Annotated in this window: 9 protein-coding genes; 4 read left to right on the top strand and 5 right to left on the bottom strand. The window is 59.9% G+C overall.

Features of this window, described 5'->3' with window-relative positions; genetic code table 11:
• Nucleotides 1–203: 203 nt before the first annotated feature.
• Both X760_RS66235 and X760_RS66230 read right to left on the bottom strand, forming a co-directional pair.
• On the bottom strand, nucleotides 204–1016 hold the full coding sequence (locus X760_RS66235; RefSeq protein ID WP_023721527.1) for a helix-turn-helix transcriptional regulator: 813 nt from the start codon (nucleotides 1014–1016) through the stop codon (nucleotides 204–206).
• An 870-nt stretch (nucleotides 1017–1886) separates the two neighbouring features.
• Complete coding sequence (locus X760_RS66230; RefSeq protein WP_023721526.1) at nucleotides 1887–2777, bottom strand: LysR family transcriptional regulator; 891 nt, start codon at nucleotides 2775–2777, stop codon at nucleotides 1887–1889.
• 162 nt (nucleotides 2778–2939) lie between these two features.
• Here X760_RS66230 and X760_RS66225 point away from each other — a divergent pair, with 162 nt between their 5' ends.
• Entirely contained in the window at nucleotides 2940–3836 is an 897-nt protein-coding gene (locus X760_RS66225) for a DMT family transporter (protein WP_051409734.1), read from the top strand.
• A gap of 543 nt (nucleotides 3837–4379) precedes the next feature.
• On the top strand, nucleotides 4380–5135 hold the full coding sequence (locus tag X760_RS66220) for an SDR family oxidoreductase (protein WP_023721524.1): 756 nt from the start codon (nucleotides 4380–4382) through the stop codon (nucleotides 5133–5135).
• Between the two features lie 190 nt (nucleotides 5136–5325).
• Here the strand turns inward: X760_RS66220 and X760_RS66215 are convergent, their stop codons facing one another.
• The 3 genes from X760_RS66215 to X760_RS66205 all read right to left on the bottom strand — a co-directional run bounded on the left by X760_RS66215 (nucleotide 5326) and on the right by X760_RS66205 (nucleotide 9091).
• Nucleotides 5326–6696 carry an adenylosuccinate lyase family protein gene (locus tag X760_RS66215; protein ID WP_023721523.1) on the bottom strand — a complete coding sequence of 457 codons (1371 nt, stop codon included), beginning with the start codon at nucleotides 6694–6696 and terminating at the stop codon, nucleotides 5326–5328.
• A 365-nt stretch (nucleotides 6697–7061) separates the two neighbouring features.
• Nucleotides 7062–8489: an NAD-dependent succinate-semialdehyde dehydrogenase gene (locus tag X760_RS66210; protein WP_023721522.1), complete on the bottom strand. Its 1428-nt coding sequence runs from the start codon at nucleotides 8487–8489 to the stop codon at nucleotides 7062–7064.
• 44 nt (nucleotides 8490–8533) lie between these two features.
• On the bottom strand, nucleotides 8534–9091 hold the full coding sequence (locus tag X760_RS66205) for a type 1 glutamine amidotransferase domain-containing protein (RefSeq protein ID WP_023721521.1): 558 nt from the start codon (nucleotides 9089–9091) through the stop codon (nucleotides 8534–8536).
• Between the two features lie 163 nt (nucleotides 9092–9254).
• Between X760_RS66205 and X760_RS66200 the strand changes: the two genes are divergently transcribed.
• Nucleotides 9255–10148 (top strand): AraC family transcriptional regulator, encoded by an 894-nt coding sequence (locus X760_RS66200; protein ID WP_023721520.1) that lies wholly within the window; start codon nucleotides 9255–9257, stop codon nucleotides 10146–10148.
• Between the two features lie 990 nt (nucleotides 10149–11138).
• The gene (locus X760_RS66195; RefSeq protein WP_023721517.1) at nucleotides 11139–12296 is read left to right on the top strand and encodes an alpha-hydroxy acid oxidase; all 1158 of its coding nucleotides are present in this window, start codon (nucleotides 11139–11141) and stop codon (nucleotides 12294–12296) included.
• Nucleotides 12297–12369: the final 73 nt, after the last annotated feature.

Here is a 12369-nt window from a genome sequence, read left to right as displayed (position 1 = left end):
TGACGGTACTCGACATATGCGGCTCCGGCACGGCTGCGATAGTGCGTACTATCTGCACCCACCAACTGGCGTCGACGCGCGCGGCTGGCAGGCATCGACGGCAGCTGACTTCACCCCCAAGCAGCGCTCAGCGCAATTTCGCAGGCGGTATGACACTTGAGCACTCTGACGCACTTCGCTTGAGCGGTGACGGTCAGCCTGTCTCAAATGGAGTCGATCGTCGACGTTCCGGAGGTAAGATAAGTGATCACTTCTTTGGGTATCGAATCGTCGCTTGGTGAAAGGACCGTGGCACGGCGCAGGTCGCTCTTCCGAGCCTTGCGATCTCCTACAAAATGCATGGCCACCTTTTGCGCAACGGGCTGTCTCACCATGCTCGCCGCGATTCCGCTGGTTACCCCGAACATGAACTTCTTTGAGTTTCTGTCGATTGAGGCAAGGTTGCTGAATGTCATTTCGTTGCGTTGGATGGTTTCGAAATCGATTGAGAACAGGCGATTGGAAATATAGAAACTGAATCCATGGTATTTAAAGATGTAGTCAATCTTATTGGATCCGTCGAGGTTCGGGAAACGTTCAACGTAGCTATGCATCAATATCCCATCTTTCGAATAGAGATAAAATATCGACCTTAGTATCTGACCTTTGTAAATCGATGAATAGTGGTAACGTTCGTAAGCTCCAAGGAAATCAGTTGCGTCGGTCGCGTTCGCCGACAATACTTCCGTGATGAACATCATCATCTTTGGAGATTTTTGAATCCGTTTGAATAGGGGGAAGTGATTTCCCTCGATAAGTGATTGGAAGTCATGCGGATTGTAGGTCATGACATCGACACTCAACCCAAAGAAATTGGCGATCAAGCGGAGATTCTTCTGCGACGGCGCGTGAGTTCCGGCGAGATACTTATTGAATTGCTGACGATTGATGCCCAACTTTCGGCATGCTTCCGATACGGTGCCATGCTGCTCGCATAGAGTTTTGAGATTGTCTGCTAAGTTTGCTTGTTGGTTCATCGCGGCTCTCCTACTGCGCTCAGCATTGGCAGCAATATGCCTCCATTTCGAGCTTGATTGCCGCGAAATGACGCGAGGTTACACAGTAGTTGCGTCAGCTTGAATAGCCCTTCGATCTGTCTTCGCGGCGAAACCGCCATTTGAAATGCCAAGACCGTTGGTGGGGAGTTGCAAGAGGCAAAATCGCAATGGTGTTTGTCGGTCGTAAGGCTACAATCGTTCTAACGCCGCCGGGCAGGGATGCGTGCAACTCGTAAGCCCCACTCTGACGGAAATTGAGATCGAACATGCCAAATATCGCCCAAAATGCCCGTGGGGTATCGAGCGGGCCTGTTGTGCATCAAACCACTGCGGCCATATTCATGTTATTTATCGATTGCTTGTAACTTTCTTCCGGAAAGGTGGTGCTGTTAACTGGGGCATGTATCGAGTGACCACTTGTGATCTTCCACGCTTGGGCATGATCGCATTTACTCAGCACTCTGACGTCCCGATCAACCACGGATTCCGAACGCATATTTCTCTAACCAACGCCTCTCGGGCCGAATGAACCGCCTCTTGCGACTCTGGCGGTGCCGTCTTTTCCCGCGGCAGTTCGCGTGTGGGTTTGCAGACGATCAGGATCGATCTGTCCAGCGATCCAACTCACCGCTCGGATAGAAGGTCGGGTCTGGGCCGGTATAGCCGTCATGCGGCTTGCCCAAGTACAGTCCGTCCATGACCCCGGTCTCCGCCCGCTGACCACCGCATAGAAGCCGGCGTGCAGCGCGGCCGCAAAAGGATGATTCCAGCGTCGATCTGGCCCTTGGCTTCGGCGAAGCAAATCACGCGCCGCACCTATTAAGGAGAGTGAACGATTGTGACGCTAGTCTAGCTGGCCAGCGTTAGCCTGCCGTATCGGCTGACCTCGCTCGCAATGTCAGATATTAGACTGTCGAGCGCTGGATTTCGGACCTTCTTGGCCCGCCGCACAATATAGGCGAGCCTGGGAGGTTCAGGTAGGAGGCCGTCGATAACCTCCATGTCCTTGAGAATATGACGATCGCTGAGTAGCGCAACACCCAATCCCGCGCTTACGGCGGCTACGATACCCGCAGCGCTGGAGCATTCGAACAGGGTTTCGAGCTCCACTCCGCCGTCTTGCCCGATGTCAATCGCCCAGCGTCGGTAGAAGCAGTCGTCGTCGAAGGAAAGGAACGGGATCGGGCCTTGACGCCTGAACGACAATTCGCGGGACTTGACCCAGTGCAGGTCCTCCCGAAACAGCACGACGTCGGTTGGTCGGATCTCGTGAGAGAAAACCTGCACCATCGCCATGTCCAGTTCACCGCGTTCTAGCATTGACCTCAGCACGAGACTCATTCGGACTTTCGTCCTCACGGTGACCTGGGGGTGCAAGCGGTGGAAGCGGCCGAGGATGCGCGATAGATCCGAACATGTCGTGTCCTCGGTGAGGCCCAGCATGATCCGGCCTGCCAGGTCCGACTTCGCCAAGCTCACAAGAGCCTCGTCGTGCAGCGCAAGAATCTTCGCTGCGTACTCGAGGAGTTTTTCGCCGTCGGAGGTGAACATCCCGCCACCGGGCCGTCGGTCCAGAATCTCGCATCCGAGACTCGTTTCCAGGCGTTTGATTTTGTGGCTTACCGCGGACTGCGTCAGCCCCAGCGCGTCGGCTGCTCTGGTGACACCGCCATGGAGCTTGACAGCACGAATTGCGCGCAACGCGTCGATGTCCAGTCGTCTGCAGTTGATGTCGGTCATCCGCGACTTCCGCTGTGATTGCTACACATGAACGCGCCAGCATCATTTTGACAACACCCTATGAACTCGATGGCATGTTTGTCATCACCCAATCGATATTTGTCATGTGCCCGATGCCTGCAGATCGGCTACTCGGTAGCGACATGCAACCTGGGCACGCAAGTGACAGCCCTTCCTTCGTTTTCAGAAATTGTGACCCGGCGCCGTATTCTCTATCCTCTGTTGGCGGGATTGCTGATCATCGCCTGGAGTTCCGGTTTCGTTGGCATCCGTTACGCAAGCGAAGAAGCCAGCGTAGCCGTCCTGCTGTTTTGGCGCACACTGTTGTCAGGAGTCATCCTCCTTCCGTTCGCACTTGCGTTCGGGCCGAGGATGCGCCTGCGCGCGGTCATATCCCAAGTCGGGTTCGGCGTGATGGCCGTCTTCATTTATCTCGGCGGCTTCGCGCTCGCGATCGAGCAACGCGTGCCGACCGGGTTGGTCGCGCTGATCTCTGATCTTGTGCCGCTGGCAGTCGCGGCCATGTCGCAGCCTGTTCTGGGGGAACGGCTAAACCTGCGGCAGTGGCTTGGCACTGCCGTCGCGGTGACGGGCGTACTGATTGTATCTTTCGACAGCTTGAGCTTCGGAACTGCGCCCTTGTGGGCCTACGAGTTAACCCTTGGCTCGATGATGGTCTTCTCCTTCGCGTCGGTCCTCCGCAGGGGCCGGGAGTCGCTGAACATGCCCGTCCACCAGAGCCTCTGCGTTCACACGCTGACTGGCGCGGTCCTGTTCGGCATCTGCGCCATCGCTCAGGGAGGGGTTGAGCCGCCGATGACGGCTGAGTTCGCCATCGGAATGGTTTGGCTCGTGTTTATTGCCACCTTCGCCGCCTATTCGGTCTATTACACGATGCTGAGCATGTACCCCGTGGCGAAGGTCAGCGCCGCCATCTATCTGAGTCCCCCCGTAACTATGCTGTGGGCTTGGGTGCTGTTCTCGGAGCCTCTCACGCCGGCGATGTTTTTCGGCTTGGCTGTGACGCTCGTAGGAGTCTGGCTGACGGCGCGCGGATAGTCCCAGTTGGACTTCAAGCAACCCGGAACAATATTACGCACGGTCCACACGCTGAATCCAAGTCTGCTTTAGCTTGCCCTTAGCAAAAAGCTGAATGCCCGCTTACGGCCCGTTCCGGTTATAGCGCTCTTGGCCGCTTTGCCCTCGACGGCGCCTTTGGCCGTGGCCTGCGCCCCTCCCACTGGATCTGCTGTTCATACAGGCAGCGACATCTCTGGCCATTGCGGTGACCGCTTCCTCGTTCCCGTCGGCGCGCCCCGGTGATTGCCGCCGAAGCCCGCGAGTTCCGCATTTGCGAACCTGCTGTCCAGCTATCGCGCGGGAGCAGCGTCGCCGGCGAGTGCGCGACGACTGGCGCGTATTGGCTCATCCCGAAGCGGAATCACGCTGATGGCAAGCGGCGAACCCACCACTGATGGATAGGAGGGATATAACAACGTCGTCGTAGGATTAGGCAAGTTTACCCGACGAACGGGCAACCGGTGGGGGCCGCCCACGCCCATAACAGTTGCGTCGCAACAATCGATCCGAAGGAGAATTTCAATGACGACTGTGTCGCTCGTTACTGGTGCAAGCCGCGGCCTTGGCCGCAACACCGCTATGAGCATCGCGCGCCGTGGCGGCGACGTGATCTTCACTTACCGCAGGGGCGACGAGCAGGCGAAGGCCGTCGTCGCCGCGATTCAGGCAATGGGTCGTAAGGTCGTGGCGCTGCGTCTCGACGTGACCGACATCGGCTCGTTCGGGCGCTTCGCTGATACAGTCAAGTCCCAACTGTCGACCACGTGGGGACGGGATAGGTTCGACCACCTCGTCAACAATGCCGGCCAGGGTGAAATGGCAAGTTTCGCCGAAACCACCGAAGCTCAATTCGACGCACTTTTCGACACCCATGTTAAAGGCGTCTTCTTCCTGACGCAGGCTCTGCTGCCGCTCATTGCCGACGGAGGCCGCATCGTGAACTTCTCTACGGGATTGACGCGCGTCTCGTACCCCGGTTTTTCGGCCTACTCCGCCGCAAAGGGCGCGGTGGAAATCCTCACGGTCTATATGGCCAAGGAACTGGGAAGCCGGGGCATCGCCGTTAACACGGTGGCGCCTGGCGCGATCGAGACTGATTTCCTGGGCGGCGCGGTGCGTGACATGCCTGATCTCAACAAGCAGTTTGCCAACATGATCGCGCTGGGCCGCGTCGGCTTGCCCGACGACATCGGCCCGATGGTCGCCAATCTGCTCGGCCCCGACAATCGCTGGATTACCGCGCAGCGGATCGAGGTTTCTGGCGGGCAGGTGATTTAAGGCAACCGGCCCGGTCAAGGTAAAGATCAACAAGGGCGCCGCCGCGGTCTCGCGGCAGCGGCCTTTCGGCACTCATGCGGTGCTTTCTTTGGAGACTCTCTTTGGATCGAACGGCGGTTGCTGGAAAGGTTCTGTGACGCCAAGCGCCCGCTTATGCGGGCAACTCAGGCCGAGCCGCAAGGCCGCACGACTACGCCCGATCGGCTGGCTGGCCAGCCTTGGCGCCGCCGAGGACGCGGTCGATCATCTCCTGGGCGGACCCAAGATAGTTGGTCGGCTCTGTGAGCTCGTGCAGACGTTTCAGCCCAAGATGGGCGGCAACCTCGGGCGTGCCCGCGAGAACCTCAAAGAGCGACTGTTCGGTTTCCAGCGCGCGGCAGCACCCGGCATAGACGAGGTCGTGCGCCGTTTGCCTTCCGGTAATCGGCGCGAGCGCCATCATCACCGCCTCGGCGACGATCAGGCCGCGCGACACGTCCAGATTGGCGCGCATGCGTTCCTGATGCACTTCTAGCCCGGAGAGCAGGAAGTGGGCTTGGCTAAGTGCGCCTGCCGTCAGCGCGAATGCTTCGGGGACCGCCGCCCATTCGAGATGCCACGGGCCAGTCGCGCGCTCGAAATCGTGCACCATTGCGTCGAGCATCAATCCGGCATGCTGGCGCACCAGCTTTGCGGCGGCGATGATGAGCTCGCACGAGATCGGATTGCGCTTCTGCGGCATGGTGCTCGATGCGCCGCGATGGCGCACATAGGGTTCCGAAACTTCGCCGAGTTCGGTCGCCATCATGATGGACGTATCGAAGGCGAGCTTGGCGAGGCTGCCGCAGATCAGGGCGAGCAGTTGCACCGCTTCGGCCATGCCGTCGCGCGACGAATGCCAGGTGATCGCCGGCGTGGCCAGCTCCAAGATCCGCGCAAGTTCCTCCTGCACCGCCAGTCCTCTGTCGCCAAGGGATGCCAGTGTGCCCGAGGCGCCGGAAAATTGTACGACAAGTACGCGCGGGCGCATTTGCGCCAAGCGCTCGCGGTGCCGTTCGAGCGCGCTCAGCCAAACGGCCGCCTTGTAGCCGAAGGTGATCGGCAGCGCGTGCTGCAGATGCGTGCGTCCAGCCATAGGAGTCGCGCGGTGCGCCTTCGCCAACTCTCGCAATGCGCCCATCGTTTCGGTAAGTTGGCGGTCAATCCGGTCCAGCGCGGCGCGGACCTGCAGGACCGTTGCGGTATCCATGATGTCCTGCGTGGTTGCTCCCCAATGCAAATAGCGCCCGGCCTGCCCTGCCGCATCTGCGAGTTGTTCGACGATCGGGAGGATCGGATAGCCGACGATCTCGGTTTCGCGCCGCAGGCGCTCGAGATCGAACTGGTGGTGATTGGCGGCGTTTGCGATGCCGAGCCCAGCTTCGGCAGGAATCATCCCCAGGCGCGCTTGTGCCCTCGCGAGTGCGACTTCGGTCTCGACGCAACGGCGTATGAATGCGCCGCTGTCGAAAATCGAGCGCATTTCGGGGTCTGTGAAGCTCGCGCCGAAAAAGGGAGAATCGATCAGGGAAAGGGTGTTCATCACAGGTCTCCGGTACGCTGCTTGAGTTCGATTTGATCATGCAGGGGCATCAAGCGGCGAGCACAGTCGCTTTCCCTCTCGATGGTGAGGACGACGGTGGCGAGCAGGGCGAGCCAAATGGTTGCCGCAGGCGACCATTGTGATCGACACGGACGCGGCGATCGGCATATGGGCGCTGGCCGGCCCGGGGATGGGCGCCTGCAGCGCCCGCCATTGCTCGACAGATTGGCTGTGCAAGATGTTCACGCCGTTCTGGAGAACAGCGTCAACACATTGGCAAGCAGCGTAGGCCCTGCGTCGATCAGGGTCACGACGCCCTCCATCGCGGTGACACGGTGGATCGGAATCGCTCCCGCCGGGCTGTCTCACTGCAGGTTCACATGCTTGGTAATCTGGTACGGGTCGAGGATCTCAATGCCGCCTTCGGTGTCGATGCCGCTTTCCTTCCAGCCGCCGAGCGGTGCTTCGGGTTGGTGCGTCAGGCCCCCGTTCACGCCGACAACGCCATATTGCAGGGCGTCGACCAGCCGGCGCTGCCGCGCACCGTCATGGGTGAAGACATAGGAAGAGAGGCCGAATTCGAGCCCGTTCGCCCTTTCCAGCATCGACTTCTCGTCGTTGAACGGCAGGATTGGCGCCACGGGACCGAAAGGTTCCTCGCGCAGAATGGCCGCCTCGTCGGGCACATCGGTCAGCACGGTCGGCGAGTAGAAGTTGCCGCGTCGGTCCAGCCGCTTACCGCCGGCAAGAATGGTCGCGCCGCGTGCGCGTGCGTCGTCGACAAGCCTTGCGATGGCGTCGACCCGGCGCTCGTTGGCGAGCGGCCCCATCTGCGTCTGCTGATCGGTGCCGTCGCCCACGCGCAACGCATTGGCCAGTTCGACGAAGCGCGCCGTGAAGCGCTGCGCAATGCTCGCCTCGACAAAGAAACGTGAAGGACATAGGCAGATCTGGCCGGCATTCATGAACTTGGCATGCACCAGCAGTTCGGCCGTCGCTTCGGGGTCGACGTCACCGCATACGATCACCGGTGCATGGCCGCCGAGTTCCATGGTCACCGGCTTCATCGCTGCCCCGGCGGCCGCGGCAAGGCGCTTGCCGATCGGGATCGAGCCGGTGAAGGTGATTTTGGCCACTTGCGGCGCATTGATGAGCTGGGTCGAGACATCGTTGGCGTCACCGAACACGACTGCGATCGCGGCCGGATGGACGCCCGCCTCGAGCAGTGCCTTGGCCATCTCGATCACCGAACCGGGCGTTTCCTGCGAGGGCTTGCAGATGATCGCGCAACCGGCGCCAAGCGCGCCTGCGAATTTCTTCGCAGCAAGCGCCATCGAGAAGTTCCAGGGCGTGAAGGCGGCCACCACGCCGATCGGATGCGGTTGCACCTCAATGCGTTGACCGGGCGCGCGGCCCGGGACGATGCGGCCGGAAATCCGCCGCGCCTGTTCGGCCCCCCATTCGAGGAAATCGGCGGAGCGCTCGATCTCGATGCAAGCCTCGCGAAGCGGCTTGCCCTGCTCGCGGGTGATGACATTGGCGATGCGGACGATGTCTGCGCGCAGGCGCTGGGCCGCGTCCTTGAGGATGCGGCCGCGCTCCCAAGGCGGCACGGCCTGCCAGGATCGGAGCCCGCCCAAGGCGACCTTTATCGTCTCGTCGATATCGGACTTGGAGGCAAAGGCCACACTGCCAAAAGCCTCGCCGGTAGCGGGGTTGACGACATCGACTGCGATACGGTCGGAGCCTTCGCGGCTCTCGCCGTCGATCAGAAGCTGGAACATGCTGGTCATGGAAAGTCTCCTGGCTTGCGGGCACGCTGATCGGGTGGGGCGGTTCAGCCCGAGAGCGCTTTGACAATGGCGTTGGTGAAGGCCGGGATGTCGGACGGCATGCGGCTGGTAATGAGGTTGCCATCGATGACGACTTTGGCGTCCAGGACCTGCGATCCCGCGTTCCTCAGGTCAGTGCGGACGGAGTACCAGCCGGTGGTGCGTCGGCCCCGCACGATATCGGCCTCAATTAGCACCCAGGGGCCATGACAGATGGAGGCCACCGGCTTGCCGGCCGCGTCGAATTGCCGGACGATCTGAACTGCTTCCTCGGTCATCCGCAGCCTGTCCGGGTTCACCACGCCGCCAGGCACGATCAGCGCGTCGTAGGCGGCGACATCGACGTCGGACAATTGCACGTCGGGCGCAATCTCCCGCTCGGAGGGGTTCGAGCGGCCCGTCGCCATATCGTAGACGACGCCGCTTATCGATCCCGTAGCGGGCGAGGCCAGAGTCACGTTCGCGCCGGCGTCGAGCAGCGACTGACGGGGGAGGTACAGTTCGTCATCCTCAAACCCGTCAGCAGACAGGATCAGGACATGGCGGTTCGAAAGGTCGGTCATCTGAACTCTCCTCGACTGCGGGGGGGAGCCATCTAGGATCCCGCTCCCGTTGACCGGCACAATCGCCCCGGCCCGGACATCGCGGTTGCCCAAAGCTTCGGCTTCCTTGCCTATTACTCCGAGGTGGATTGTGCGTCGCGCGCTCGGGAATATACTCGCTGCAATGACTCACACGCTGCTTGAAGCCGTTCGCCGCCATGCCGACGCCAATGCCGACAGTTACGGCATTGCCAGAACCGATGTGCCGGGGTTGAGTACGATCCGGGCCACTCGTCCCAGCGAGTTGCAATATGCGATCAACTGCCCGCTGGTGGCTCTGGTCGTCCAAGGTGGCAAGCGCGTGACCATGGGCAGCCAGACCTTCGAGTTCGGCGCCGGCGACTCGCTATTGATCGCCGCGGACGTGCCGACTGTGAGCCAGATCACCCGCGCGAACGCCGGCGTGCCTTATTATTCGCTGGTCCTCGAGCTCGACGCCGCGGTGATCGAGCGGCTGGCCGTGGAGATGCGCGTCGTGCAGGCAGGTGTCGGCGGACCCGTCCGCGTCGACACGACCGAGGCAGAAGTCGCCGAGGCCGCTTTGAGGCTGATGCGCGTGCTCGATCGGCCGGCGGCCTTGCCCGTGCTTGGGGATCAGCTCGTGCGCGAGCTGCATTTCTGGCTTCTCGCGGGCAGGCATGGCTCGACCATCCGCTCGCTGGGCGTTACCGATAGCCATGCACAGCGCATCGGCAAAGCAGTAGCTCTCATCCGTGAAGGATTTGCGCAACCGCTTCGCGTCGAGCAGCTAGCGGAGAAGGCCGGCATGAGTGTCTCCTCTTTCCACCAGCATTTCAGAGCGATCACCTCGCTCTCGCCGCTGCAGTTCCAGAAGCAGTTGCGCCTGATTGAGGCGCGGCGCATCATGCTGTCAGACGGCATGCCCGCGAGCAGCGCCGCCTATGCGGTCGGCTACGAAAGCGTGCCGCAGTTCACGCGCGAATACGGCCGAATGTTTGGCGTACCGCCTGTCCGTGACATCAAGCAGGCCAGGGAGCAGATGAACGTTGCCGCATAGCTAGCGATGGGCGCCGTGGTCTGACAAAGCTTCCCAACCACGCAGTCACCGAGTTTTCGGTCAGGGCCTGACCGTGGTTCACCGTGCAGGCACTGGTGGTGGACGGCGGCAGCACCACCATCATGCCGAGCAAGCCATGGAATGTCGCGGCGCAATGGCCGATCATCAGTTATTCTGATCTCGTGCGGTGTTTAAAAGCCATGCTCGTCAAGAGAAGCTGGGTCCGGTCAGGCGAGAGCGGTTGAGCTCCCATTCGGCAAGCGTACCCAAGTTTGATGCTGTCAAACCATGGTTCTACTCAAATCACTTTAGGAAATTTAGGGCGAGCGTAGACAAGGTGGCGCCTGGGCTACCGCCGAATTATTCATTGCTGGACGACTTGAGAAGCGCGTTTTGAACGGACGATCCAGGCATTTTCTTCGGGCTGCCCCGGTTAGGTTCGATGTGGAAGCTTTTCTTTGCGGTCGACATCATTGGCATGAGTTCCACAATTCTGAAGCGTTTCAACGAGACCGATCCGATGATGGTCAACTCAACCGCAGCCAGGCTTCCACAACCAGGGTATCAGTAGGAAATATGAGCCCGGCTAGTTCTCAGAGGTTTCCGGGCAGGCTTTGGTATGCGGTCCTAGCGGGGTCTGTTTGTGCGGCGTTTGCATGGGTGTTGGTCCTCGTTTCATTAACGGAATCCGTGCCTCTGCACGCGACCTATGTGAAATATGGATGCATTCCCGACGATCCTTCGAAGCGCGAATGGGATCAATATCTCGGTCTGTCGACCTGCAAATGAGCAGCGTGCCGATGCTAGCTCAGACCAGGCTTTCAGTTCTCTCTGCCCAGGCTCGATAAATCAGCCTTGCCCTGAAAGACGTCGCCGGGCGCCGGATCTGTCTGTTGATTAACCCGTCGCCTGGCAACGGTGGTGTCGAAGGCAGCAGCGACTGACTTGGCCAGCTCCCGTGGAACCTGATACGGCAATTGAGAGTGAAGCGTGGCAGATCCAGCAGGTTTCCTTAATTTTGCCGAGGCACGAAAAATCGCAAAACGTCGCCTGCCGCGAGGGATCTTCGAATACATCGACCGGGGAACCGAAGACGAGCGGGCGCTTATTGGGAACAGAGCTGCCTTCGATCGGATCAAGATTACACCGTATGCGTTGCGAAGCAACTCAAACAGATCGACCACGGTTTCGCTCTTCGGTCACGAATACAGCGCGCCTCTGGTGGTCACGCCGACGGCCTTCGCAGGATTGGTCTACTACAATGGCGAGATGGAACTCGCCAAGGCTGCGGCGGAGTTCGGCATTCCGTTCACGGCTGCGACAGAGGCGATAACTTCAATAGGGGTCGTCGCGCGAGTGAGCCCAGAACCGATATGGTTTCAACTCTATTTGTGGGACAAAGAGGAAATCTCGTTCAACCTGATCGACAAGGCTTGGAGTTCAGGCGTCCGAACGATTGTCGTCACCGTAGATACTCCCGTTCTGCCTAATCGAGAGTTCAATGTTAGAAACGGTTTCGATGTTCCGCTGCGATTTTCGTCTCGCAATGTTTTTGATGTGGCCATGCATCCGCGCTGGGCTCTTGGCGTTTTGGGGCGCTATGTCATTACGGAAGGGATGCCCACTTTCGCGAACTATCCGGACCAATACCGAAAGAATCTACTCAGGAGAGGCCGGGGAGTCTCCCTGGACTTTATGCCAAACCTAAGTTGGGACCACATGGCCAGAATTCGCGACCGTTGGAAAGGGACCATGGTGATCAAAGGCCTCCTTCGGCAAGAGGACGCGCTGGAGGCCAAACGCTTCGGCGCCGAGGGCATCGTTGTATCGAACCATGGCGGACGTAATCTAGACAGCGCGATTGCGCCAATCGATGTACTCCGCGGAATAGTCGACTGCGTTGGCCCCGGAATGACAGTGCTGGCCGACAGCTCGGTTCAGCGCGGCAGCGATGTCTTCAAGCTGCTGGCTAGTGGCGCGAAGGCGGTCCTGCTGGGACGTAGCATGCTGTACGGCACTGCGGCTGGTGGAAAGGCAGGAGCTATTTCAATGATGAGCATTCTTAGGGAAGAACTCGCACGGACCATGGACATGAGCGGCTGCCAAACGATCGCCGACGTCAATCAGGATTTGATCGCGGTGAGCTGAACATGAGGTAGACGCAGAACCAGAAATATTTGCATTTACTCTTCCTGCCTACGTCTGACCAAGGAATGCAGCG

Source organism: Mesorhizobium sp. LSHC420B00 (genome assembly GCF_000503055.1).
In the GTDB taxonomy this organism is placed as follows: domain Bacteria; phylum Pseudomonadota; class Alphaproteobacteria; order Rhizobiales; family Rhizobiaceae; genus Mesorhizobium.
This window is presented reverse-complemented; position numbering and strand designations above follow the sequence as displayed.

Excerpts from the sequence above, each read along its gene's own strand:
- X760_RS66235 (WP_023721527.1), bottom strand. The coding sequence starts at position 1,016 with ATGAACCAACAAGCAAACTTAGCAGACAATCTCAAAACTCTATGCGAG.
- X760_RS66230 (WP_023721526.1), bottom strand. The coding sequence starts at position 2,777 with ATGACCGACATCAACTGCAGACGACTGGACATCGACGCGTTGCGCGCA.
- X760_RS66220 (WP_023721524.1), top strand. The coding sequence starts at position 4,380 with ATGACGACTGTGTCGCTCGTTACTGGTGCAAGCCGCGGCCTTGGCCGC.
- X760_RS66215 (WP_023721523.1), bottom strand. The coding sequence starts at position 6,696 with ATGAACACCCTTTCCCTGATCGATTCTCCCTTTTTCGGCGCGAGCTTC.
- X760_RS66210 (WP_023721522.1), bottom strand. The coding sequence starts at position 8,489 with ATGACCAGCATGTTCCAGCTTCTGATCGACGGCGAGAGCCGCGAAGGC.
- X760_RS66205 (WP_023721521.1), bottom strand. The coding sequence starts at position 9,091 with ATGACCGACCTTTCGAACCGCCATGTCCTGATCCTGTCTGCTGACGGG.
- X760_RS66200 (WP_023721520.1), top strand. The coding sequence starts at position 9,255 with ATGACTCACACGCTGCTTGAAGCCGTTCGCCGCCATGCCGACGCCAAT.